The organism is Candidatus Enterococcus huntleyi (assembly GCF_009933175.1).
GTDB lineage: Bacteria > Bacillota > Bacilli > Lactobacillales > Enterococcaceae > Enterococcus_K > Enterococcus_K huntleyi.
In genome coordinates, this window is record NZ_MAEJ01000011.1 from 1 (window position 1) to 24,388 (window position 24,388).

The 24,388-nt window shown below is 39.6% G+C and carries 20 protein-coding genes and 1 pseudogene; 6 read left to right on the forward strand and 15 right to left on the reverse strand.

The features are described 5' to 3' along the window. Nucleotides 1-422 precede the first annotated feature (422 nt). The 5 genes from BAU15_RS07515 to BAU15_RS07535 all read right to left on the reverse strand — a co-directional run bounded on the left by BAU15_RS07515 (nucleotide 423) and on the right by BAU15_RS07535 (nucleotide 6,943). On the reverse strand, nucleotides 423-1,298 hold the full coding sequence (locus BAU15_RS07515) for a YitT family protein (RefSeq protein WP_161842129.1): 876 nt from the start codon (nucleotides 1,296-1,298) through the stop codon (nucleotides 423-425). A gap of 158 nt (nucleotides 1,299-1,456) precedes the next feature. Continuing rightward, nucleotides 1,457-3,226, reverse strand: a complete 1,770-nt coding sequence (gene aspS, locus BAU15_RS07520; RefSeq protein ID WP_161842130.1) for an aspartate--tRNA ligase — start codon at nucleotides 3,224-3,226, stop codon at nucleotides 1,457-1,459. A 39-nt stretch (nucleotides 3,227-3,265) separates the two neighbouring features. Further along, complete coding sequence (gene hisS / locus BAU15_RS07525) at nucleotides 3,266-4,558, reverse strand: histidine--tRNA ligase (RefSeq protein WP_161842131.1); 1,293 nt, start codon at nucleotides 4,556-4,558, stop codon at nucleotides 3,266-3,268. 436 nt (nucleotides 4,559-4,994) lie between these two features. Next, nucleotides 4,995-6,263 carry an ABC transporter permease gene (locus BAU15_RS07530; protein WP_161842132.1) on the reverse strand — a complete coding sequence of 423 codons (1,269 nt, stop codon included), beginning with the start codon at nucleotides 6,261-6,263 and terminating at the stop codon, nucleotides 4,995-4,997. Further along, nucleotides 6,260-6,943 (reverse strand): ABC transporter ATP-binding protein, encoded by a 684-nt coding sequence (locus tag BAU15_RS07535; RefSeq protein ID WP_161842133.1) that lies wholly within the window; start codon nucleotides 6,941-6,943, stop codon nucleotides 6,260-6,262. The genes BAU15_RS07530 and BAU15_RS07535 overlap by 4 nt, the downstream gene beginning before the upstream one ends. A gap of 212 nt (nucleotides 6,944-7,155) precedes the next feature. Between BAU15_RS07535 and BAU15_RS07540 the strand changes: the two genes are divergently transcribed. After that, a complete protein-coding gene (locus BAU15_RS07540) occupies nucleotides 7,156-7,788 on the forward strand; it encodes a pentapeptide repeat-containing protein (protein WP_161842134.1) in 633 nt (210 codons plus the stop codon). Nucleotides 7,789-8,043: 255 nt separating this feature from the next. Here BAU15_RS07540 and pepV read toward each other — a convergent pair whose 3' ends face one another. Continuing rightward, complete coding sequence (pepV, locus tag BAU15_RS07545; RefSeq protein WP_161842135.1) at nucleotides 8,044-9,456, reverse strand: dipeptidase PepV; 1,413 nt, start codon at nucleotides 9,454-9,456, stop codon at nucleotides 8,044-8,046. 212 nt (nucleotides 9,457-9,668) lie between these two features. On the opposite strand from pepV, the pseudogene BAU15_RS07550 reads away from it, so the two are divergent. The 4 genes and pseudogenes from BAU15_RS07550 (at nucleotide 9,669) to BAU15_RS07565 (ending at nucleotide 14,964) form a co-directional block, all read left to right on the forward strand. Beyond that, a pseudogene (locus tag BAU15_RS07550) lies at nucleotides 9,669-10,511 on the forward strand (NAD(P)H-hydrate dehydratase). 688 nt (nucleotides 10,512-11,199) lie between these two features. Further along, nucleotides 11,200-11,607 (forward strand): YbaN family protein, encoded by a 408-nt coding sequence (locus BAU15_RS07555; protein WP_161842136.1) that lies wholly within the window; start codon nucleotides 11,200-11,202, stop codon nucleotides 11,605-11,607. After that, nucleotides 11,600-13,321 (forward strand): ABC transporter ATP-binding protein/permease, encoded by a 1,722-nt coding sequence (locus BAU15_RS07560; protein WP_161842137.1) that lies wholly within the window; start codon nucleotides 11,600-11,602, stop codon nucleotides 13,319-13,321. Before BAU15_RS07555 ends, BAU15_RS07560 begins: the two co-directional genes overlap by 8 nt. After that, nucleotides 13,318-14,964 carry an amino acid ABC transporter ATP-binding/permease protein gene (locus tag BAU15_RS07565; protein ID WP_161842138.1) on the forward strand — a complete coding sequence of 549 codons (1,647 nt, stop codon included), beginning with the start codon at nucleotides 13,318-13,320 and terminating at the stop codon, nucleotides 14,962-14,964. Before BAU15_RS07560 ends, BAU15_RS07565 begins: the two co-directional genes overlap by 4 nt. Before the next feature lie 100 nt (nucleotides 14,965-15,064). Here the strand turns inward: BAU15_RS07565 and BAU15_RS07570 are convergent, their stop codons facing one another. The 5 genes from BAU15_RS07570 to ahpC form a co-directional block, all read right to left on the reverse strand. Then, nucleotides 15,065-15,439 (reverse strand): iron chaperone, encoded by a 375-nt coding sequence (locus tag BAU15_RS07570; protein ID WP_161842139.1) that lies wholly within the window; start codon nucleotides 15,437-15,439, stop codon nucleotides 15,065-15,067. 130 nt (nucleotides 15,440-15,569) lie between these two features. Further along, nucleotides 15,570-15,962 carry a type II toxin-antitoxin system HicB family antitoxin gene (locus BAU15_RS07575; protein ID WP_161842140.1) on the reverse strand — a complete coding sequence of 131 codons (393 nt, stop codon included), beginning with the start codon at nucleotides 15,960-15,962 and terminating at the stop codon, nucleotides 15,570-15,572. Between the two features lie 37 nt (nucleotides 15,963-15,999). Continuing rightward, nucleotides 16,000-16,206, reverse strand: coding sequence for a type II toxin-antitoxin system HicA family toxin (locus tag BAU15_RS07580; RefSeq protein ID WP_161842141.1), 207 nt, complete (start codon nucleotides 16,204-16,206; stop codon nucleotides 16,000-16,002). A 530-nt stretch (nucleotides 16,207-16,736) separates the two neighbouring features. Then, nucleotides 16,737-18,269 carry an alkyl hydroperoxide reductase subunit F gene (gene ahpF / locus BAU15_RS07585; protein ID WP_161842142.1) on the reverse strand — a complete coding sequence of 511 codons (1,533 nt, stop codon included), beginning with the start codon at nucleotides 18,267-18,269 and terminating at the stop codon, nucleotides 16,737-16,739. Between the two features lie 12 nt (nucleotides 18,270-18,281). Then, nucleotides 18,282-18,845, reverse strand: coding sequence for an alkyl hydroperoxide reductase subunit C (gene ahpC / locus BAU15_RS07590; protein ID WP_161842143.1), 564 nt, complete (start codon nucleotides 18,843-18,845; stop codon nucleotides 18,282-18,284). Between the two features lie 274 nt (nucleotides 18,846-19,119). On the opposite strand from ahpC, the gene BAU15_RS07595 reads away from it, so the two are divergent. Beyond that, entirely contained in the window at nucleotides 19,120-19,563 is a 444-nt protein-coding gene (locus BAU15_RS07595) for an acyl-CoA thioesterase (RefSeq protein WP_161842144.1), read from the forward strand. A gap of 119 nt (nucleotides 19,564-19,682) precedes the next feature. Here BAU15_RS07595 and BAU15_RS07600 read toward each other — a convergent pair whose 3' ends face one another. From BAU15_RS07600 to BAU15_RS07615, 4 genes are all read right to left on the reverse strand, one after another. Further along, a complete protein-coding gene (locus BAU15_RS07600; protein ID WP_161842145.1) occupies nucleotides 19,683-21,689 on the reverse strand; it encodes an ABC transporter permease in 2,007 nt (668 codons plus the stop codon). A gap of 3 nt (nucleotides 21,690-21,692) precedes the next feature. After that, a complete protein-coding gene (locus BAU15_RS07605; protein WP_161842146.1) occupies nucleotides 21,693-22,451 on the reverse strand; it encodes an ABC transporter ATP-binding protein in 759 nt (252 codons plus the stop codon). A gap of 261 nt (nucleotides 22,452-22,712) precedes the next feature. Continuing rightward, nucleotides 22,713-23,708 carry a sensor histidine kinase gene (locus tag BAU15_RS07610; RefSeq protein ID WP_161842147.1) on the reverse strand — a complete coding sequence of 332 codons (996 nt, stop codon included), beginning with the start codon at nucleotides 23,706-23,708 and terminating at the stop codon, nucleotides 22,713-22,715. Next, a complete protein-coding gene (locus BAU15_RS07615) occupies nucleotides 23,698-24,387 on the reverse strand; it encodes a response regulator transcription factor (RefSeq protein ID WP_161842148.1) in 690 nt (229 codons plus the stop codon). Before BAU15_RS07615 ends, BAU15_RS07610 begins: the two co-directional genes overlap by 11 nt. Nucleotide 24,388 lies beyond the last annotated feature (1 nt).

Sequence of the window (24,388 nt, forward strand, 5' to 3'; positions counted from 1 at the left end):
AAGTATACTTAATGTTTTTCCAATTTAGCTTTTGAAGAATTTTGACGCGTAATAGGAAGGTTATTCCAAAAATTTGGTATACTTAAAGTTTTCGGGTCTAATTTGGGACTTTCAATTTATTATTGCTCAAAAAATACAAAAGGCACGTTTTCTTTAAAAATCATAAGGAAATTTTGCAGACGATATTATTCGTCTTTTTTCAGTAGATAATCTAGATTTCTAAATTCAAATGTGCCTTTAGATGTGTTATGTATTCTAGCAAATTGACTGTCGCATTTCCTAGGATTTTAACTTTCCTAGGAAATTTTCCAACCTTTTTATTTCCGGAAAAACAACTAGCATCTATAAATTAATAAGCAAAAAAGGCCAACAACCGTGACATGACTCACGTTGCTGGCCTTACTCATTTATCTAGTTATTCATTAAAGATCTTCTTCATAAAAGCGCCCTAAAATCTGCACATTGTCAGAGATGCTGACAAAGGCTTGCGGATCAGAACAACGCATTGCCGCTTCCAATTGTGGCAATTCAAAGCGCGTCACAATCGTTAAAAGTACCGTTTGTTTATCATGCTTATAGGCACCCTCGGCTTCATTAATAATCGTAATTCCTCGACGCAGCGATTTTTGAATCTCATTGACAACTTTTTCAGGATGCTTAGTCACAATCATGACTTGCATCTTCTTTTGCTTGGTAAAGACCGCGTCTGTTACTTTGCCGCTGACAAAAATTGAGAGCGTGCTATAAAACATGTATTGCCAACCGAACAATAGGCCTGCAACAAAAACAATCAAAGCATTAAAGTAAATTGAAATCGAGCCTACTGAACGCCCCGTTTTTTTGCGGATTGTGATACTCAGAATGTCTAATCCACCAGAAGATAAACCATTCTTCAAGGCAAAGCCAATCCCAAAGCCCATCACCGCTCCACCAAAAATGGCGCAGATAATCGGATCAGTTGAGAGAATTGTTTGGGGAATGATATGGATAAAGACCGAAGTCAATGTCACGGTGATCATCGTGAAAATCGTGAACTTCCGGCCAATTTTTAGCCAAGATAAAACAAACAAAGGAATATTTAGTAAATACAGCGTGGTAGAAATCGGCACATTAAAGCCGACAATTTTTTTGGATAATGTCGTAAGAATCTGCGCTAACCCAGTAATCCCACTAGAATAAATATTTCCCGGTTGATAGAAAAAATTGATTGCAACAGATGCTAATATTGCATAAACAATGGCAACGGAAAGCTTGGTCGTATAATCATGATGCGCCCAGCTCTCTACTTTATTTTTCATGAAAAAGCCTCACTTAATAGATTTGTCCCTCACATTATAAGGGTTTATCAATAAAAAGAAAAGGACAACTCTAACAGTCGTCCCAATCTTTCCTATTTCTTTGCCATTCTTTAATCTTATTCTTTGCTTACTATTCTTCAATTGTTATTCTTTGAATCTTACTCTTCAATCGCTGTTACATCGATATTCAATTCAAATAATTGTAAAGGTGAAACCGTGCTTGGTGCTGCTGACATTGGGTCAACAGCTTTCCCGTTTTTAGGGAAGGCAATGACTTCACGGATATTGTCTTCACCGGCAAGTAACATTGCAAAACGGTCAAGTCCTAGAGCAATTCCGCCGTGTGGTGGGAAGCCGTAGTCTAATGCTTCTAATAAGAAGCCGAATTGTTCTTCCATATCTTCTTTCGAGAAGCCTAATGTTTCGAAGACTTTCTCTTGTAATTCGCGGCTGTGGATACGTAACGATCCGCCACCTAATTCGTACCCATTTAAGACGATATCGTAAGCTTCTGCATAGACTGATGCTGGATCTGTGTCTAATAAAGCCACATCTGATTCTTTTGGCATTGTGAATGGGTGATGCGCAGAAACATAACGTCCTGCTTCTTCATCGTATTCAAATTGTGGCCAATCAGTCACCCATAAGAAGTTGAATTTGCTCTCATCAATCAAGCCTAATTCTTTCCCCATGCGAGAACGAACGGCGCCTAAAGTTGCTGCAACAACCTCAAATTTATCAGCACCAAACATCAATAAATCGCCGACTTCAGCGTTAGTTGCTTTGATGATATCTTCTGTTGCTTCTGTGATAAATTTAGCGATTGGGCCTTTCAAGCCATCTTCTTCCACTTTTAGCCAAGCCAAACCTTTCGCGCCAAATTGTGTAACATACTGACCTAATTGATCCATGTCTTTACGTGAATAGTTAGCCGCAGCGCCTTTCGCATTAACGGCTTTGACCACGCCACCATTTTCTAAAGCCATTTGGAAGACTTTAAATTCAACATCTTTAACAGTTTCGCTTAAGTCAATCAATTCCATATCAAAACGAGTATCCGGTTTGTCGCTACCGTAACGGGCCATCGCTTCATCATAAGTCATTCTAGGGAACGGCAAAGTCACGTCTAAGCCTTTGACTTCCTTCATAACTTTAGCAATCAGTGCTTCCGTATGATCTTGAATTTCTTCTGCTGTTAGGAAAGTTGTTTCAATATCGACCTGCGTAAATTCAGGCTGACGGTCGCCACGTAAATCTTCATCACGGAAACAACGCACGATTTGATAATATCTATCGAAACCAGCATTCATTAATAACTGTTTGAAAATTTGTGGTGATTGCGGCAACGCATAAAAATGTCCAGCATGCACACGAGAAGGCACCAAGTAATCACGTGCTCCTTCTGGTGTTGATTTCGCAAGATACGGTGTTTCGATATCTAAGAAATCTTGGTCATCTAAATAATGACGGATTGCTTTCGTTGTGTTATTTCTCAATTTAATATTGTTCGTCATCTTTGGACGACGAAGATCTAAATAGCGATACTTCATGCGGATTTCATCGCCAATAATTTGGTCATCTTCAATAGTAAACGGCGGTGTTTTTGCTGTATTCAAGACCGTAATTTCAGTCGCCATGACTTCAAATTCACCAGTTTTCATTTTCGGATTAATCACTTCTGCATCACGGTTTCTGACAGTCCCCGTAATTTCAATGACATATTCACTCCGACATTTATCAGCTATCTGCCAAGCTTCTTTTGAAAGCTCTGGATTAAAAACGATTTGAACGATTCCTTCGCGGTCACGTAAATCGATAAAAATAACGCCACCGTGGTCCCGTCTTTTTTGAACCCAGCCTTTTAGAGTCACGACTTGACCCAACTGTTCACTTGATACTAAACCATTATACACTGTTCTTTTTGCCATCCTTTTTCTCTCCCTTATACCTTATCCATTTTTTATCCTTTATTTTTCAGTGAGTAACTCATCAAAAATCTCATCGAATTGTTGATAAATTTCATCTAAAAGCACACTTTTTTCTTCTCTCGTTGCCATCACTTTGACATTAATCATGCCTTTAGCTAATTCCTCTTCCCCTAAGGTTAAGACCAGCTTAGCATTGGCTTTATCTGCTGATTTAAATTGCGCTTTGGCTTTACGATTCAGATAATCTCGATCCGCTGAGAAGCCAAAATTACGAATCGCCTGAACAACTTTCAGCGTTTCAACATTCGTACCTTCACCCAAGCCGACAACATAGGCATCGATTTCATTTAAGACAGGAATAACAACTTCTTCGGCTTCTAAAGTAAGTAAGACACGTTCAATTCCTAAAGCAAATCCAAATCCTGGTGTTTCTGGTCCGCCCAACTCTTCGACAAGACGGTCATAACGTCCGCCTGCACAAACCGTTGATTGTGCGCCCATTCCAGGTGCATCACTGATAATCTCAAAAATCGTGTGAGTATAATAATCTAACCCGCGCACCATATTTTTATCGACTTCAAAGGGAATCTCTAAAGCCGTCAACATTGCTTTAACTTCTTCAAAATGAGCTTTCGCTGTCTCGCTCAAATAATCCAAAATAGACGGTGCATCAGCCACGACTAGCTGATCCTTCTTGTCTTTACTATCCAACACCCGCAATGGATTTTCATGTAAACGACGTTTAGAATCTCCGCTTAATTCTTCTTCATGCGGTTCTAGATAATCAATCAAGGCTTGGCGATAGTTTTGACGTGTTTCTTGATCACCTAAAGAATTAATGACTAGACGAATCTTTTGAATGCCTAGTTGTTTGAAGAAATCCAAGGCCATCGCCATGGTTTCGACATCCGTCGCTGGATTGGCACTACCAAATGCTTCCACACCAATTTGGTGGAATTGACGCAAACGGCCTTTTTGTGGGCGTTCATAGCGGAACATTGGTCCCATGTAATAAGTTTTATATGGTTTTGCAAATTCTGGGCCAAATAATTTATGTTCAATATACGAGCGAACAATCGGTGCCGTGCCTTCTGGACGCAAGGTCACGTGGCGCTCCCCTTTGTCATAAAAGTCATACATTTCTTTTGAAACAATATCCGTTGTATCTCCAACACTACGAGCAATTACTTCATAATGTTCAAAAATCGGTGTCCGAATCTCATTGAACTGGTAATCTCTAAAAATTAAACGAGCCGTTTCTTCAATAAATTGCCATTTGTCTGATTCTCCAGGTAAAAGATCATTTGTCCCTTTTGGACCTTGATAACTCATAGTATTCTCTCCTCTTTCGTAAAAAATAAAAAAAATTCGCCCTCGTTCAATAGAACAAGGACGAATGAATGTCATACGTGGTACCACCTAATTTTGAAAACAAACGACTGCCTCAGCTGTCTGATGTTTTCCTTTAACGATTAACGCTCGTAACGGAGTGGCTTTTCACGCACTCATCTCCAGATTGTCTTTTCGGTTACAAGTCCTAAACTGCTCTCAGCCTCGACAGTTCTCTCTACTAAGTCCTTGACACTTACTCGTTCCTTCATCGATTTTTAATATTACTTATAAACTACTAGGAACTGCCTTGATTGTCAAGTGGTTTTAGAAAACTATCCTGAGAATTTTCAAGAATCATGCTGTTTTTCAGTAAATAGCCTTCGTAAAGACAGCCTCACTACTCATTTACAAACTAGCTAAAATAAACGGCACACATTTATTCATAACGTAACGCATTGATTGGATCTAGACGAGCTGCTCTGTTGGCTGGTAAAGTCCCGGCTAAGAAAGCAATCAGCATAATAATCGCCATAATCATTAAGACCGACGGAATTGAGAACTGCACAAGCGAGAAGCCCGTCAAGCCATCAAGGAACGAAGTCGCCGCAATATTGTTAATCAAACCACCAGCACCCATCGCGCCCAAAACACCAAGAACTGATCCCCAGAAACCAATCAATAAAGCTTCTGTACTGAACATTAAAAAGATTTTGCCACTACTCATACCCATGGCTTTCATCAAACCAATCTCGCGCGTCCGGTCTTGAACAGACATATACAAGGTATTGATAATTCCAAAACTTGCGGCTAATAAGGCAATTGCACCAAACATCGTTAAAACGCCGGTAATCGCATTAATCACTTGACGGATCATACCAATCTGATCTTCCACCGTCATTGCTAGGAAGCCTTTATCTTCTAATTCATTTTTTAAATCAGTAATTTTATCCTTAGAAAGCCCTTTTTCCATTGTCAACGTTGCAATGTAATAATTTTCTTTCATCGCTTCTGGCAAGCCATCGTTATTTTGCTTGAAAACTTCGTCCGCTAACGCTGGGTTGATTACCGAATCGCCCCCATTAACCAAGCTAGTCGTTTGGACACCCACTACTTCAGCAGAAACTGTCTTTTGCTCTTTGGTTGCTGGCGAAGAAAAAGCTAATGTAACTGTCTTTCCAATTGCATCTTTAGCGGATTTGTAGCCTAAACTCTCGACATATTCTGGCGAAAGTGTCACTTCGTACTTCTCTGACTTAGTGGACACTTCACGACCAACTTCCATATCACGGGCTAGCTCGCTTGAAGGCGATGCTTGAAAGACATATTTTTTGTCCGACTGCCCTTGTATATAATCAATTTGCGGAATTAAGTAAGCCTCCGCTTTTTCAACATTCTTCAGACCCTCCATCGTTTTTAGGTCATCCTGAGCAATCATTTCTTGTGTACCAGCCTGCGTATTCTCTTGATATTCCTCAGGCCCTTCAGTATTCGTCATACCTGGCTGTAAAGGTTGAACCACCAGCATATCGGAAGCGCCGACGCTATTCACCTGTTTGTCGATGTAGTCGTTGACCCCGATATTGACCCCAGTTGTGACTGAAATCGTAAATGCGCCAATAAAGATTGCGACAATTGTTAAAATAGTCCGGCCTTTATTGCGCCATAAATTTGAACTAGCTGACTTTAAGATATCTGTAAATTTCATGCTGCACCCCCTGAAACAACTTCCCCATCTTTTATGTAAATTTGTCGATCGCAACGCGCCGCAAGTTCTGGGTCATGCGTCACAACAATTAAGGTAATGTTCTTTTCTCTATTTAAATTAAATAACAATTGCTCAATCTTTTCACCGGTTGCACTATCCAAATTCCCGGTTGGTTCGTCAGCAAAAATAATCTCCGGTTGATTAACAATCGCTCGAGCAATACACACCCGTTGCTTCTGTCCACCGGATAAATCGTTGGCTTTATTCTTCGCCTTATCGGTTAATTCCACCGCCTCTAAAGCAGCCATCGCTAACTCTTTTCTCTTTCTAGAAGACAGCCCTGAAATTTTCAACGGCAGCATAACATTCTCTAACACCGTATCCTTCGTATTCATGAAAAATTGTTGGAATACAAAGCCGAATGTTTCATTACGTACTTTATTTAACTCTTTTTTCTTAACCTGATTGGTATCCTTACCCAATAAAAGGATTTCCCCAGAAGTCGGCTTGTCCAATAACGCTAAGATGTGCATCAATGTTGATTTTCCTGAACCACTCTTACCGACAATCGCCACCGATTCGCCCTTCTCAATACGTATATCAACACCCTTTAGCGCCGAAAAACTCGCTTGGCCCGTGCCGTATATCTTTTTCAGATTTCTTGCTTCAATAACTGTCATATTGTCCTCCTACGTTTCACTTTTTCTTTCTCTATTTATTCTCACATACCTTCAACAATTGCGTATGGGACTAAAGTCCGATTTGTTTCTCATCCTATTTTCTGATATTTTTCAACGCTCCTTTCATTTATTCCCCGTTTAAAATAGTTCAAGTCACCAATCTACATTGTGCTTGCTTATTTGTTATAATAGAAAGAAAAAGGAGCTTACCCATGAAAAAAGTCCTACCCATCGCCCCAATCCTACCCGAATTAACCGAGCAAGATTTCTATCTTGAAGATGAAGCTTTCTTTCAAGGACTCAAGCTTGATGATGCTGATTATAGCTACGACAGCTGCAACAATCTCGTGATTCGTGAATCTCACCTGAAACGTCTGACCATGCAGCGTACCAAACTCGAACGCTTTGAATGTAGCAATGTCATCTTTGAAAAATGTGACTTATCCAATCTAGAGTGGCTGGCCGCAAGTTTTCAACAATGCCTCTTCAAACAATGCAAATTAATTGGCACGAATTTTGCCGATAGTTACCTGCGTGACTGTCAATTTGACGACTGTCTTGGCACACTTTCTTCCTTCAGTAACACCAATCTGAAAGCCGTCAGTTTCACGAATTGTAATCTGACAGACACCGAATTTGTCGAAGTCACTTGGCGAAACCTAACACTAGAAAAAAGCCAACTCACAGGCTCTAGCTGGTTTCATACCAAACTAAACAAGCTAAATCTCTCAAGTAATTATTTCGAAAAAATCGCTCTATCCCAAGACCTAATGCGCGGACTCGTAGTCAATCAAGAACAAGCCATCATTATCGCCATGGGTATGGGTCTTGTGATAGAAGACTAGACCGAGTTATAGTAATTGTAGAAAACGGCTAAATTTATTTATCTGAACACTCTTCGAATCTATCAGATTAATCAGAATCAAAAAATATCACTGATTTTCCCGAGGGAAAGCCAGTGATATTTTTCTTAGATTATTATTGATGTCTACACTAAATCACTACAACAAAAAATTTCATAGCAAAAAGAAAAACTAGCTGGTCAATTGATTGATTACTCAATCAAAACCAGCTAGCTATATACTATTTAAGAAACAAGTTTATTTTGTTAGGCGATAAATTGCGTCAGCATAAATAGCTGTTGCGCGGAATAAATCATCCAAACTCATGAATTCATTGGCTTGATGCATCGTGTCTGTGTAGCCTGGGAACATTGCGCCATAGGCAACGCCGCGTTTTAATAGACGTCCATAAGTTCCGCCACCGATAATTTGTTCGAAGCCTTTTTGTCCCGTATGGTCTTCATAAACTTGTAGTAATGTTGCTACCAATGGATCATCGATTGGTACATAATGAGGCTCCATATTGCGTTCGCCGCGAGTGATTGTCACACCTTGGGCTGCTAAAGTTTTTTCTAGTCCTGACACTAAAGTATCTGGATTTGTTCCTTGAGGGTAACGATAATTTGTGCGGATATAGTTGTCTTCACTGCCTTCAGTGAACGCTAATAGACCAGCATTCATCGTTAATTTACCCATCTTGGCATCTTCATAAGCGACCCCTAATTTTTCACCGTAGAAGTCTTCATGAACGTAAGCCGCCGCTGTGTGTAAGAACTGTTTCGCTCCCCCAGCAAAATCAAATTGATCTAGGAATAAAGCTAGGAAAGTTCCGGCATTAATACCAGCTTCTGGATGCGCACCGTGCGCGCCTTTACCGACGATTTCAATGGCAACAGTTGTGCCATCCACTTTAATCGTGCCACTCACTGGATGTGCTTCTGTGAATTCAGTTAAATTTTTCGCCATTTCAGCGCTCAACGCTTCATCAGCAACCGTTACTGTCGCAGTCGCAGTTCCTGGAACCATATTTTCACGTAAACCTGATTTAAAATCAATCAGATGGATTTCGCCATCATTCGTTCCTTTAAAGTTTAAAGTCAGTGTGATGTTCCCTTTTTCACCATTGATGATTGGGAATTCAGCATCTGGTGAGAAGCCAAAATCAGGCGCTTCTTCGTGTTGGAAATAATAATCCATATCGCCCCAGCCGCTTTCTTCATCACTACCTACGACAAAACGGATTTTTTTAGATAATTTCAAATCTAAATCTTTGATAATTCGCATTGCATAATAAGCCGCCATGCTTGGGCCTTTATCGTCACTTGAGCCACGAGCAAAAATTTTGCCGTCTTTAATAACTGGCTCGTAAGGATCAGTTGACCAACCATCGCCAGCAGGTACAACGTCCATGTGACCGAAGATTCCTAGCGTTTCGTCGCCTTCCCCAAAATCGATATGTCCTGCATAATTATCAACGTTTTTAACCGCAAAGCCATCACGTTCGCCGTAAGCTAGCATATGTTTTAGTGCATCTCTAGGTCCTGGTCCAAAAGGCGCATCCGCCGTTACTTTTGAATCATCTCTTTCGCTGTTGATACGTAATAAATCACTTAAATCTTTTAGTAAGTCGTCTTTACGTGCTTCGACTTCTTTTTGCCAATCAATTGTCATGTTTATATCCTCCACTTCGTTTGTCTCTCGTGTCTAATCATACCATTTATTAAAAAAAGGCACAAAAAAATTAGCGTATTTTTTGGATAAAAACTGGATTTCCATTTGTAACAGTCGGCATTTTTACTAGCGCGCAGTATAATAGAAAGAAACAGCCTTTCTATCTATAGATTGCATGCGCCTAAAATAAGCTGAACAAAGGATGAATCACTATGAAGCAACTCTCTGAAAAAGACCTAAAATCTGTCATTACGCCACGCCCAACCATCAGTCATAAAGGAAACTTTGGTCGAACCGTGCTGATTGGTGGCAACGCCCAATACGGAGGCGCGATTATTATGGCCGCCCAAGCCTGCGTGGCCAGTGGTGCCGGCCTGACAACAGTCATAACTGATTCGTTGAATCGAAGCGCTCTTCATGCCCGACTACCAGAAGCGATGCTGATCGATTGGACTGAAACATCGTCAGTTATAGAAGCGATTCAGTCTGCGGATGTTTTATTGATTGGACCCGGACTTGGTTTAAATAAAACAGCTCTTCAACAAGTAAAGCAAGTTCTAGCACATCAGACTGAGCAGCAGTGGCTAGTCATCGACGGATCAGCAATCACTTTGTTCGCCCAAGAAAAACTTTCACTACCTTTTCCAGAAAAAACCGTCTTTACGCCACATCAAATGGAATGTCAACGACTAAGCGGATTATTAATTGCTAATCAAACCACTGAACACAATCAACAAGCACAACAAACTATCGGCGCGACTATCGTCTTGAAAAGTCATCGGACTCAGATTTATACAACAACCGAAATTTAAGAAAATCCCTTAGGCAATCCCGGCATGGCAACCGGCGGAATGGGCGATACGCTCGCTGGAATAATAACTGCCTTCTTAGCTCAATTTCCAAAAACTACTCAAACGATCAGTGCCGCTGTCTATCTTCACAGCTATATTGGCGATCAGCTAGCAAAAGATCACTATGTTGTCTTACCGACAACCATTAGCGAAGCTATCCCCCATTGGATGAACTATTTTTCTGAACAAACTAATAAAATATAAAGTTACTTCGATAACCACTTGCCCTAGGATGGATTCGTGATATCACTAATCTCGAGTTATACACTTACTTATTATTTTGACTAGGCAGAAAAGTCTTGCTATAATGCGGGTGTAGGTAAAAGGTGCGGGTAACACCTCTTACAAAATTGCTTCGGCAGTGGATTTAGGTATGGCTTAAAGGATTACTCCTTTAAGCTTTTTTTTATTATTATTGCAATTTCTAACAATAGTTTAACTATTGTCAGAATTGCGATATACGGCGATAAAAAACAACTCCTTCGGAAATAAACCGAAATTCAAAAAAATTTGGAGGACAATTTTCATGAATTCCTTTTTATTTCTCGGAGCTGAACGTTTTTTTTAGCCTATCTATGATAATGTAAGCACACACTATCATTCAAAATTCAACCTTCCTCATTCCACTGTTATTCACTGGCAAAACCCCTTTCAGAACCAATGTGTAATTTATAATTACAAGTTTGAAAGTGATTCACCACGACCTCTACAATTCTACACCCGCATGCCAACAAGCCTTTTATATCCCCGAAACTCGTGCACTCACGTAAACAACGAACCTTCAAAAATACTTAAAATCGAAAATGATAATCATTCTCAATGACCGAGATTTATGGTATACTAATCGAGATTGTTCAAACAATCATAAAATTAATCTCCGAGGAGTAACGATATGAAAAAGTGGCTATTTATTATTTTAGGTTCTATTACATTTGCGATTGGTACGTTAGGAATCTTCCTGCCTTTCCTACCAACAACCGTTTTTTATCTACTAACTGGTTTCTTTTGGTTAAGAAGTTCAGAAAAGCTTCATCAAAAATTTATCCAATCAAAAAATTATCAAAAGTACATACAAGAAACGTTGGTTGAGAAAAAAATCACAAATAAAGGCATGATTAAAATGTTCTTGATGATTTTAATCGTCTTTGCCATTCCTGGTATCCTTGTCAACAACTTGGTGATGCGGATTACCTTGACAATTGTCTATGTCGCGCATGTCATTGGTTTGACTTGGTATCTTAAAGGTAAAAATAAGAAACAAACTGCGGAATCTGTTCAATTAGGTGACGGCAATGATTGATAAACGTTTATTCCAGCTAACTGAAAAACGAAATCTATTTCTCTTAGTTGCTGTACGCTTACTCAATCTATTGTCTTCGATTGCCTTATGGTGGACGATTTCGGTCTCACTTACCCAGTACTTTCAAGCAAGAACCAGTCCCAGCACACTGCTATTAGGTGTGCTGTTTAGCGTTTGTATCTTAAAAGTCATCTTAGCAAAACTACAGGAATCCCTAACTTTCCGGGCCTCCTCTGAGCTTCGCCTCAATTTGCGTAAGAAAATTATGGAAAAAGCGTTTCGACTAGGAAAAAGTCAAAATCAACTCCCTTCAGCAACCTTGGCTCAGCTTTCCGTCGATGGAATCGAGCAATTAGAAATCTATTATGCGCGCTTCTTACCGCAACTATTTTATTGTCTCATCGCTTCTCTAATGATTTTCGTAACGCTGAGTCTTTTTGCGATTAAACCCGCACTAATTTTACTTATCTGCATGCCACTTATTCCGCTAGTTATTATGAGCGTCATGAAGATTGCCAAACGAATATTGAGTGGCTACTGGACAACTTATACCGATCTTGGTGCAAAATTCCATGAAAATCTGAGTGGTCTGAGTACGTTAAAAGCCTACAATCAAGATGAAACAAAACAAACTGAAGCTGCAACGAATGCTGAGAAATTCCGAAAAGTCACTATGAGTTTACTTTCTATGCAGCTCAATTCGATTACCATTATGGATATCGTTTCTTACTGTGGTGCAGCTAGCGGGATTGGCGTGGCGTTATTTTCTTATCAAAATGGTCAGCTTTCCTTTGAAGGAATGTTGATGTTTCTTTTATTAAGTGCCGAGTTCTTTATTCCGATGCGCCAACTAGGTTCGCTTTTCCATGTTGCCATGAATGGGATTAGCGCCTGTAAAAAATTATTCACCTATCTAGAATTGAAGGAACCCGTCTATGGGACTGAAACAATCAACCAACCCATTGAGACAATTGCACTAGATGGCGTCAGCTTTCGTTACACCGAAGAAGCTACGGATGCCTTAAAAAATATTCAACTCACTCTTAAAAAAGGCCAGTTCACCGCAATTGTCGGGAAATCTGGATCAGGGAAAAGCACCCTCGTTCGCTTACTTTTGCATCAGTTAACAGACTACACAGGAGCCATTTATTGGAATCACACAGAGCTTCGGACGCTAGCTAAAGAAACTATTTTAAACAAGGCTTTACTGGTGGACAATCACAGTTATCTCTATCCGAAAACAATCAAAGAAAACTTATTACTAGGGAATCCTGAAGCCTCTGAAGAAATGCTGTGGCAGACATTGGAACAAGTCCAATTGACATCCTTTGTGCGTCAACTACCGCAACAGCTTGACGAAGTGCTCTATGAAAATGGCGACAATCTTTCTGGAGGTCAACGGCAACGACTATTACTCGCAAGAGCTTTATTAAAAGAGACGGAAATTTATATCTTTGATGAGATTACTTCTGGCGTCGATCTAGCTAGTGAGAAAATTATCCTTTCTTGCCTAAAAGAACTAGCAAAAACGAAGATTGTCTTATTTATTTCTCATCGTTTGTACAATGTTCTCGATGCTGATCAGGTCATGGTCTTTGATGACAGTCAGCTGGTTGCAACGGGTACGCCAAAAGAATTGAACGAAACATCCGCTTACTTTAAAAATTATTTTGCAGATGAACAAACGGTATTAACAGGAGGTAGCAGTCAATGAAAACAACTGATTTAATCAAATGGCTCCTCTCGTTTGTCCGACCAATGACTGGAAAAGTCTTTTTGGCCGCTTTCTTGGGAATCATCAGCAATCTTTCTGTTATAGCGATTCCTATATTAGGACTCAACGAACTATTTGCCCTCGTCTCAGGAGCGCCTACACAGCCCAAACAAACATTTATTTTCATGCTAATCTGTGGCGTTATCCGCGGCGTAGCCCGTTATTTGGAACAATATCTCAATCACGAGATTGCCTTTCGTTTATTGGCCATCATTCGTGACCGAATCTTCGAGACACTGCGAGCGATTGGTCCGGCAAAATTATCCGGCCACAAGAGTGGTGATCTAGTCACAGCAATCACCAGTGATGTCGAAGCCTTGGAAGTCTTTTTTGCCCATACGATTTCCCCTATTCTGATTGCCTTTGGTACAACGATTGCGACGATCGCTTTTCTAGCCAGTCATCAACCGATTTTAGCCTGTATTTTATTCGTCGGACAACTGATTGTTGGCATTTTAATCCCTGTCGTGGGCTATCAAAAAAGTCAGCAGTTGGGCGATGATTATCAACAATCATTTGTCGACTTAAATCAGCAGGTGATGGAAAATGTGGCTAGTCTACAAGAAATCACCTACTATTCACTCGAAGAAGAACGTTTAGCTTCATTAGATGAAGCCGGTGACAATCTAAATCAACAATATAGACGCCGTCTAACCCAAGAAAGTTGGCTTAGAATTAGTAGCGAACTAATTCTACTCATCACCGCTGTAGCTTTATTCTTAGTCGGAGCTACTCTTCAAATGGAAGCAAAAGATGTCTTGATTGGCACAATTCTTAGTCTCAGTTCCTTCGGTTCAGTCTTAGCCTTGAGCGGCCTAGGTAGTGCTCTCTTAACCACTTTTGCCAGTGGACGTCGTCTATATGCCTTAACGAAAGAACAGCCAATTGTCTCATTTGCAGAGTCAACCGAAGAATTACCAACGATCGATGCAATCGACTTTCAGCAAATTGACTTTTCATATACAGATACGCAAGAACTGCTCAAGAATATTTCTCTTTCGATAAATAAAGGGGATAAAATTGGGATTGGCGGCGAAAGTGGCAACGGCAAAAGTACTTTATTGAAACTTTTGATGCGTTATTGGGACCCTGATAAAGGACGAATCAACCTCAATCAGACGCCTTTACCGAAAATAACAGAGGATAGTTTGCATCAGACACAAGGAGTTATGGAACAAAGTACCTTCATTTTTGAAGATACTCTGGCAGCCAACATTCGTCTGGGAAATCCGCAAGCCTCACAAGATGAATTGGAACAAGCAGCCAAAAAAGCCGCGATTCACGACTGGATTTCGACGCTTCCTGAAGGTTATCAAACAATTATCGGTGGTAACGCTCGGAATGTCTCTGATGGAGAACGGCAACGAATTGGCATGGCGCGTTTATTCTTGCACGATGCGCCACTACTTCTACTAGATGAGCCGACAAGTAATCTGGACTATCTCAATGAACAAGCGATATTAGCCAGCTTAAAAAATGGCTTTGATCAGAAAACAGTCTTGATGATTTCACATCGCGAAACCACCCTCGCTATCGCTGATCAAATCTATCAGTTAGAAAATGGAACACTCACACAAAATTAAAAATAACCTCATTGAAAGAGCAGAAAAATTGCTACTTCCAATGAGGTTTTATTAGTCATTTTTGTTTTTACTAAGCTCAATCCAAGCCAACCTACAGCGATTAAGCTTTTCGCCAAAACGTTTGGCAATCGATTTTTTCCAGTAGATTAAATTCAATCATTTCCTTCAATAATCCATAATTCACCGGACTATCCCAAGTAATGCGCATGATATTGTTGGTATGGCTATAGCCTGCCTCTTCAATTTTCTTAGCAAAATGGGTAATTCCCGCCACTTCAGGCGAGACCGCAATATGTTTTTTTGATGCACTAAAGCCAATAATAAACGTGCCATGATCTGTAAACATTGGCTCGCTCCACGCAATCCGCCTACCCAATTCCGGAAACGTTTCGTGAACCCAACTGAGGATTTCCGTCATTTTTTCCCGCTGTGACTCTTCTTTAAAATTAGCCAGATACTCTTCAAATTCCTTCATTATGCTCCCTACCTTCTGTAAAATATTTCCTTTTTTACAATATAACATAAATAGGAGGCTCTACAAAATGCAATTCTTTTTCCTATTAAAATAGACGTTACCTAAAGAAATAAAAGCCGCCGTTTAATTTTTATACCCCTAACTTTTCTTTTAATGCTTCGGTTAGGGTTTGAGAAAAATTAATGTTCTCTTTTTCAGCGATTACATTCAACCACTCTGGTATAGAAGTATTTTTTCGGATAGTTTTCGCATGATTTTTTCGTCTATACTCTGCCAAATCTAACGTAACCATCAAAATAAAATCATCTTCATTTTCCAGAACAATACTCTTTGGATTTGTAGCATTTGGATAGCTTTCTTGATCATAGATTGCTAAACCTAGTGCGGATTGCGCCATCTCGACTGCCTCATCAATCCCTTCACCAAACGTGATTGCCTCTGGAATGTCTGGAAAAGTAACGTTATAATTTTTATCTTCGGGACTAAATATTGCTGGATAAATAACTAGGTGTTTATTACGCATACTATCTTCTCCTATCATTTGTTCGATTGTGAATACCTCAATGGTAAATACGTGGACTGTTCAAATTCGCTTGTTTCCAAATATTTCTTTCTGTTCCCAGTGGGATGTCTCCTATGTGAATAGGAACGATAGCAGTTTTGTTTGTCTTTGGATTATACATTTTTATGTGGCTACCATTCTGGTTAATCTTTATAAATCCATTTTTTTTTAGAATTTTCAAAACCTCTCTAGCTGTTTTCGGCATATCACTATCTTCCTTTATACATGTAATTATACGCAATGATGCGCATGATTGCAATTATTTTGAATCCTTCTTAACTATTTATTTAAAAACCCATGCTTGTTATAGCTTTCTTAATCAACTATTTTCTGTTCAACAATTAAAAAGAGTAGTTTCAACGATTTAATTTCACTCTATCAAACCGTCGAAGCCCACCAATTTTGGTTGCTATACATTTAATTTTTTTCGTCCGCACCGCTCTTACGCAGGCTGACTGTAACACAAAAAGAAACAAAAGAAAACATCAACAGCCACGATTTCACAATTGATTAGTAAATCTCACAACAAATAATCTTAGTTTAGTACACAAATAAAATCTCATACAGGATAGCTCTTAATATTCCTATAAATGTATCTTAGCTTTTTTGATGGAAGGAACACCGGATGCACACACGTTTCCAGACAAAGACTAAGTACTAAAAAAATCTAGCCCAGACAGCGATACTCCCTCAAGGAAATATCAATCTGTCAGAACTAGACTTATCTTTTTATTTTTAGTTACGCATCATATAATCAAAGGCTCCAAGGGCTGCAGTTGCACCAGATCCCATTGAAATAATAATTTGTTTATAGGCGCTATCTGTACAATCCCCAGCAGCAAAAACGCCTGGCAGATTGGTTGCACCTTTTTTATCGACAACGATTTCGCCGAAACGATTACACTCGATAGTTTCTTTCGCCCATTCTGTATTCGGCACTAAGCCAATCAGAATAAAGACGCCTTCCAAATCAAGGTGCGTTTCTTCGTTCGTCTCACGATCAACATAGGTAATCCCATTGACTTTGCTGTCGCCGGTGATTTCTTTGGTTTGAACATTCTTCAAGACCGTCACATTCGGTAAAGAAGCTAAACGTTCCTGTAAAACACTGTCTGCTTTTAATTCAGGCATAAATTCTAAGACAGTCACATGCTTCACAACGCCTGCTAAATCAATCGCCGCTTCAATTCCTGAATTTCCGCCACCAATTACGGCAACCTCTTTTCCAGAAAATAAAGGTCCATCACAATGAGGACAGTAAGCGACCCCTTTGTTTTTGAATTCCGCTTCACCAGGAACACCGACATTCCGCCAGCGTGCACCCGTCGCTAAAATCGCTGTTTTCGTTTTTAAGACTGCGCCATTTTCTAATGTAACTTCAACAAATTCTTTTTTCTCGATACCTTTTGCGCGTTGTACTTTCATCACGTCAACATCGTACTCATTCACATGCTCTTCTATAGAAGCAATTAATTTAGGACCTTCTGTATATTTCGTCCCAATCACATTTTCAATACCTAATGTTTCCATGACTTGTCCGCCAAATTTTTCAGCAACTAAGCCTGTGCGAATCCCTTTACGAGCCGCATAAATAGCAGCACTCGCGCCAGCTGGTCCGCCACCAACAACTAAGACATCATACGGTTCTTTTTCAGAAAATTCTTCTGCGCTAGCATCTGAACCTTCTAATTGTTGCAAGATTTCTTCTAGTGAGCTACGACCACTGACAAAGAATTCGCCATCTAAAAAGACAGCAGGTACCGCTAAAATTTCTTTTGCTTCGACTTCCTCTTTGAAAAAGCCACCATCAATCATGGTATGCGTGATATTCGGATTTAAAACACTCATAATATTCAACGCTTGCACGACATCCGGACAGTTATGACAAGTCAAGCTGATATATGAATCGAAATGGTAAGTTTTTGAGATCTTTTTGATGCGATCTGCGACTGCTTGCTCAATCTTCGGCGCACGGCCTCCGACTTGTAATAAAGCCAAGACTAATGAGTTAAATTCATGGCCTAAAGGAATCCCGGCAAAGACAATCCCTGGATCCTCGTCTTCTGTACTGACGCTAAAGCTAGGCGTTCTAGTAAGTGAACCAGTAGCTACGCGAATTTTCGGTGTCATCGCTGCTAATTCTTCAACGAAAGCCAACATATCTTGACCATTTTTGCTGTCATCTGCACTGATTGTTAAGACAAGATTTTTCTCTAATAACTCTAAATATTGAGCTAATTGACTTTTAATATCTGCTTCTAAGACCATTGTATGCCCCCCTTAAATCTTTCCAACAAGATCTAAGCTAGGTTTCAATGTTTCAGCGCCTTCTTTCCATTTTGCAGGACAAACTTCACCTGGATGGCTACGCACATACTGCGCTGCTTTAATTTTATCCACTAAAATGCTAGCGTCACGGCCAATTCCGTCCGCATTAATTTCCATACTTTGCACGATACCGTCTGGGTCAATAATGAACGTGCCACGTTGTGCAAGGCCTTCTTCTTCATCTAAAACGTCAAAAATTTGCGTGATTTTATGGTTTGGATCACCAATCATGATGTATTCAATCTTGCCAATCGCATCTGAATGATCGTGCCAAGCTTTATGGGTAAAATGAGTATCTGTTGAAACTGAGTAAACTTCCACGCCTAAGTCTTTTAATGTTGCATATTGATCTTGTAAATCTTCCAATTCAGTTGGGCAGACAAACGTGAAGTCAGCAGGATAGAAACACACAACGCTCCAATGTCCTTTTAACTCTTCCGAATGGATATCAATGAACTCTCCCTTGTGGAATGCTTTTGCTGCAAATTCTTCAACTTCTTTACCAATTAATGACATGTATTTTCCTCCCAGATAATAAATATTCTAAACTAAGTTCTCTATTGAAATTATTCCTTTTATTCGATAAAATGTCAACAGTTTTTTAGAATTAATTTAATTTAGTTTGAGATAATTCATAAGCTTGGCGTGTGCGCAGAATAATTATTCTCAATTAAAATCTGTTATTGAGAATATTCGATCGCTCCTTATTATCAGCAATTTTCAACGTCCACTTGCTTTCTTTTGCAATTCTCGCTATGCTTATTTCATCAAATGAAATGGAGCTTTCACTATGACAGACACGATTTATTCAGGCTACCTCAGAACGCCTCATTATTATGAAACTGATCAAATGGGCATCGTGCACCATTCTAATTACATTCGCTGGTTTGAAGAAGCCCGCGTTCAGCTACTAGATTTTCTGAATTGTAGCTACAAGGAAATTGAAGATGCTGGGATTATTATTCCTGTGCTAGATGTCTCTTGCCAATATAAAGGCATGATTCGTTTTGGCGACGAGATTCGGATTGATATCGCGATTCATTCTTATACCGGGACACGCCTGACTTTTGGTTATACGATTTATCCCGTTGACGGTGACACTATTCTGACTACAGGCACCAGCAGTCACTGCTTTTTATCCGCTGAAACACAGCGTTTAATCCGGTTAAAGAAAACGCACCCTCAGATTCATCAAATCTTTGAAGACTATTATGCACAAACGAAACTCAAGTAAATTGCGCCTTTTCGCGTAACTACGCAGACAATTAAATTAAGTCAAAAAAAATCAACGCGCACTTCGACGAGTGGCGTTGATTTTTTTGTTCTTATTCACTAAATTCCATTTGCTATTACTTATTTCCGTTCAACAATTCGGTAATACACTTTTGAAGTAAATAGGTACACTAGTAAGTAACACGCTGCGAAGAGCACGACTGAAATCACCGTCACAAGACTCATCAAGTTTTGATCAGTTAAGCCAAATAGCAAGAGTAGTTTGCGGATAATCGGTAAGGCGAAGGCCAAATGAATCGCCGCTAAGGTAATTGGGAATAAGAAAACCATCAAAATTTGACTGACAATCGTTTGACGCACTTCTTGATGACTCATCCCAACTTTTTGCATAATCTCAAAACGTTTTGCATCGCCATAACCTTCAGAAATTTGCTTATAGTAGATGATTAAAGCCGTTGCTAACGTAAAGCTAAGTCCAAAGACCAAACCAATAAATAGGAAGCCACCGACAAACGCATTCGTTTCCGTTCGATCATCGTCAATTGATGTATAATCGGCAAAGTCCATGTTTGGTTGAGGTAACTCTTTCCCAGCATTCGCGTTATTTAACTCTGTCGCGTAGCTCGCTAATGCTTGAGTAAATTTGTCGCGATTGGCTTGCGTGCCTTTCAGATTACCGGTTACTTCTGACTGCAATTGAATGGCTTTTTCATAATTCTCAGGTTGTTCAAGCTCTTTGATCAGTTGATTGCTAACTGTTGTAGAAGCCGTCACCACCAAATAAGAATCGGAAATTTCTGGGATGCTAGGTAAGAATTCTACCTCTGTTAATTGTTTTTTGACTGTCAATGTTTGCTCAGGCAACTGCATTTCTGTCCCTTCAAATGCGCCAGCTATGGGATACAACAACACTTCATTCTCTGAAAGAGTCTCCGTTTGACCAGTCAAGCGGTTGTACTCTTCTACTGGCATGAATTGGATCATTGCAAAGGCTGAAAAATTAATTTCCTCTTTTTTAGTTGGTGCAAATTTCTGGTTATCTCTCACTACACCGACACTATTCGGTAATTCTAAGTAATAACCGTCCGTTACTTCGACGTTATTTTCTTTGGCCAGTTGTTCAAATGTTGCTTCAATTTCTGGCGTCTGTTGTTGCGTAGAAAGTGAAACATCAAATGGATTACGACCACTGAGAACATTCTCTTTCCCAAAATAAAGACCCGCTGTCGACGAAACCGTCACAAGCACCATCGTACAAAGAATACAGATGCTGGCAAGCCCCGCGCCATTTTGTTTCATTCGATAAATCATCCCTGAAACATTCACAAAATGCTTAGGATTGTAGTAATATTTTTTACGTCCACGCAAAAATTTTAAGACCGTCACACTACCGGCAATTGTCAATAAATAGGTACCGACGATCACTAAAATGATTGCGATGAAAAAGGCTGCAAAAGCTTCTACCGGTGATTTAATAGTCAATGACAGATAGTAACCTACCCCTAATAAAACAGCTCCGATGATACTCAAAATCCATCTTGATTTCGGTTCTTTTTCCCCAGTTTGCCCTCCGTGTAATAATTCAATCGGGTTGGTTTTAATTACTTGTAGGAAATTATAGAAGAATAAAATTAGAAAGATGCCGACAAATAATACAGCAATTGAAACAAACATCGTCACTGATAATTGGAAAACAAATTCTGCGCCAAAACCAGTCATTTTTTTCATAACTAAGAATAAAAATTTAGAAAAGATTGTGCCACTCACAACACCTGCGACTAAGACAATCAACAAGCTCAATAAAGTTTCAACAAACAACATAACACCTAATGAATTCTTGCCGAGTCCTAAAATATTATACAAACCGAGTTCTTTTTTCCGTTGTTTAATTAAGAAACTATTTGTGTAAAATGAAAAGATCAAAGAAAAGATCATTACGACATAATTCCCAAAACCGAAGATTGAGCGCACGGTTGCCGCCTGTGGAAGAGTGCGCATTCCCTCATTGCCTAACATGACCTGCATCAAAATATTCAAAGCCACTAAGAAGATCATCGAAAGTAAGAATGGCCCATAGGTTGTTTTGTTCTTTTTAAGATTATTCCAGCCTAATTTTAGATAAAACATTCCTTACGCCCCCTTTGTCAACAGCACCGTCATCGTGTCATTGATGCTCGTAAGAAATTCTTGGTTAGTTTGCTGTCCGCGATATACTTGGTGGAAGACTTGTCCATCTTTGATGAACAAAACGCGATTTGCATGACTCGCTGCCAGCGCACTGTGGGTCACCATCAAAATTGTTTGACCATTTTTATTGACCTCTTCAAATAGTTCAAGTAGCGCATCCGCCGAACGAGAATCCAAAGCGCCGGTCGGTTCATCCGCTAAAACTAAATCCGGATTTGTGATCAATGCTCGAGCCACTGCCACTCTCTGTTTTTGACCCCCAGAAATTTCATACGGGTATTTATCCAATAAATCGACAATCTTCAATGATTTTGCCAACGGTGCTAAGCGTGCTTCCATTTCTCTGACTTTGACTTTCGATAAGACTAGCGGTAAGAAGATATTGTCTTTAATATTGAAAGTATCCAACAAATTGAAATCTTGGAATACGAAGCCCAGATGCTCCCGACGAAAATGAGCAAGCTTTCCTTCAGGAATTTTACTTAGATCCTGTGTCTCTAACAACACTTCGCCTTTGGTTGCTTTATCTAAGGTCGCCAGAATATTTAATAAACTACTCTTCCCAGAACCTGATTCACCCATGATTGCGATATATTCGCCTTTTTCGACACTAAAATTAACATCCTTCAGCGCTTCAACCTGCGCGATTTGGTGACGACTACTATAAATTTTCTGAATGTGATTAACGTTTAAAAATGCCATGATAATAATTCCTCCTCTTGTTTGTTCTCCTATAGTCTACTAAGAACCACGGCCTGTCACCACCAACAGTTAACTAACATAACCTTACATTTTTGTAGGCTTAACGTATAAATTGAAATTTTAGACCACAAATTGTCGACAGAAAAAGGCTGGACTTTTTTGTCTCAGCCTTTTCCATTCATTAAGACATTCAGCTTGGAGTACGCCAGCTATCACATTTCACTGCTCAACTACAGTATTCCCTGCGTGCCTACTATCTGCTCAGCTTTCACTTTGTTGCCATTGAAATTTCACCTGTGTTCCCTGACCCACTGTCGAAGTCACCGTTAACTGAATTTCCAATTTGTCAGCAATCACCTTACTCATATACAATCCCAAACCAGTTGCTTTCTTATTTCCACGTCCATTAAGACCGGTATAGCCCTTTTCAAAAATACGCGGAATATCCTCTTCCAGAATTCCCAACCCTGTATCACAAATAACAAACGACTGCGGCCCATCACTCTTAATGGTAATCTGACCCGTCTTGGTATACTTAATGCCATTAAAGATGATTTGTTCTAAAATAAAACTCAACCACTTTTCATCCGTCACTAAGCGAACCTCGTCTATTTCAAGCTCGATTCCTAAATCTTTGGCAATGAAAAAAGGCGCATATTTTTTGATAATCGGTTTAACCACTTGTGCGAGTGATACTTCCTTAAAAACAAAATCATTCTCCGGCGATTGGATGCGCAAATACTGCAACATCATGTCTAGATACTGTTCCATCTTAAAAATTTCATTCTTAAATTCCTGCTTGCGTGGACTCTCCTCTACTTGAACCATCAAATCTAAAGCCGCTAAAGGCGTTTTTATCTGATGACTCCACATCGCATAATAATCGATTAATTCTTTCTGTTGCGACTCTTTTTGATAGGTAATCTGACTCATTTCTTTGGTGATATTTGTCAAAAGCTGATAATAATCCTGCTCCAACAGCGTGCTCTGCGTCAGCTCATCTAGAGACTCAACTTGCCACGATTTTTGAATCAGCCGCTGAATTTTTTTGTGCTTCTGCCAGTCAATTGTCACTTTCACGACAAATAAAATTAGGACAATTGGAAAGGAAAATAGAATCGCATCCTGATAAATAGCCCACGAAAGGTTATGTAAATAAAACGTCACTGCCACTAAGCCAATTACCACAAAATAAAGTAGTAACTGCCAAAGATAATCTCGCAATAAGCGAAAAATAAACGAGCGCTTATTCTTCATCAGATTCCACCAATACATAGCCTTTCCCTTTGATTGTTTGGATAATCGAAGGTACGCCTTGATCAGAAAGTTTTTTACGCAAGCGCGCCACGTTAACAGTCAGCGTATTCTTACTAATAAACTCTTCGCTTTCCCAGAGTTTTTCCATAATCAATTCCTTTGACACAGCTTTTTCAGGCGTGGCAAATAATAACGCCAAAATCTTCGTTTCATTTGGAGTAAGTGACAGCATCTGGTCGCCATAAAATAACTGATTTTCAGCCAAGGCCAAAGACCATTCTTTATAGGTAACCTGCTGCTCATTCTCTTTAAATGTGTACGTTCTCCGTAAAACCGCCTGGACCTTCGCTACCAAAATGTCTAGATCAAACGGTTTACTAATGAAGTCATCGCCGCCGATATTAACTGCCATCACAATATTCATCTTATCGCTGGCAGAAGACAGGAAAATCGTCGGCACATTCGAAACCTTCCGAATTTCTTCGCACCAATGGTAGCCGTTAAAATACGGTAATCCGATATCCAGTAACACCAAATCTGGCTGAATTTCCTCAAACTCTTCCATCACTCGTTGAAAATTTTCGACACAATAGATGATAAAACCCCATTTTCCTAAGGCTTCTGACACCATCGTGCGAATCATTTCATCATCTTCGACTAAATATATTTTATTGTGCATC

Coding starts and splice junctions, on each gene's coding strand:
- BAU15_RS07515 (WP_161842129.1), bottom strand. CDS start 1,298: ATGAAAAATAAAGTAGAGAGCTGGGCGCATCATGATTATACGACCAAG.
- aspS (WP_161842130.1), bottom strand. CDS start 3,226: ATGGCAAAAAGAACAGTGTATAATGGTTTAGTATCAAGTGAACAGTTG.
- hisS (WP_161842131.1), bottom strand. CDS start 4,558: ATGAGTTATCAAGGTCCAAAAGGGACAAATGATCTTTTACCTGGAGAA.
- BAU15_RS07530 (WP_161842132.1), bottom strand. CDS start 6,263: ATGAAATTTACAGATATCTTAAAGTCAGCTAGTTCAAATTTATGGCGC.
- BAU15_RS07535 (WP_161842133.1), bottom strand. CDS start 6,943: ATGACAGTTATTGAAGCAAGAAATCTGAAAAAGATATACGGCACGGGC.
- BAU15_RS07540 (WP_161842134.1), top strand. CDS start 7,156: ATGAAAAAAGTCCTACCCATCGCCCCAATCCTACCCGAATTAACCGAG.
- pepV (WP_161842135.1), bottom strand. CDS start 9,456: ATGACAATTGATTGGCAAAAAGAAGTCGAAGCACGTAAAGACGACTTA.
- BAU15_RS07555 (WP_161842136.1), top strand. CDS start 11,200: ATGAAAAAGTGGCTATTTATTATTTTAGGTTCTATTACATTTGCGATT.
- BAU15_RS07560 (WP_161842137.1), top strand. CDS start 11,600: ATGATTGATAAACGTTTATTCCAGCTAACTGAAAAACGAAATCTATTT.
- BAU15_RS07565 (WP_161842138.1), top strand. CDS start 13,318: ATGAAAACAACTGATTTAATCAAATGGCTCCTCTCGTTTGTCCGACCA.
- BAU15_RS07570 (WP_161842139.1), bottom strand. CDS start 15,439: ATGAAGGAATTTGAAGAGTATCTGGCTAATTTTAAAGAAGAGTCACAG.
- BAU15_RS07575 (WP_161842140.1), bottom strand. CDS start 15,962: ATGCGTAATAAACACCTAGTTATTTATCCAGCAATATTTAGTCCCGAA.
- BAU15_RS07580 (WP_161842141.1), bottom strand. CDS start 16,206: ATGCCGAAAACAGCTAGAGAGGTTTTGAAAATTCTAAAAAAAAATGGA.
- ahpF (WP_161842142.1), bottom strand. CDS start 18,269: ATGGTCTTAGAAGCAGATATTAAAAGTCAATTAGCTCAATATTTAGAG.
- ahpC (WP_161842143.1), bottom strand. CDS start 18,845: ATGTCATTAATTGGTAAAGAAGTTGAAGAATTTGCAGCAAAAGCATTC.
- BAU15_RS07595 (WP_161842144.1), top strand. CDS start 19,120: ATGACAGACACGATTTATTCAGGCTACCTCAGAACGCCTCATTATTAT.
- BAU15_RS07600 (WP_161842145.1), bottom strand. CDS start 21,689: ATGTTTTATCTAAAATTAGGCTGGAATAATCTTAAAAAGAACAAAACA.
- BAU15_RS07605 (WP_161842146.1), bottom strand. CDS start 22,451: ATGGCATTTTTAAACGTTAATCACATTCAGAAAATTTATAGTAGTCGT.
- BAU15_RS07610 (WP_161842147.1), bottom strand. CDS start 23,708: ATGAAGAATAAGCGCTCGTTTATTTTTCGCTTATTGCGAGATTATCTT.
- BAU15_RS07615 (WP_161842148.1), bottom strand. CDS start 24,387: ATGCACAATAAAATATATTTAGTCGAAGATGATGAAATGATTCGCACG.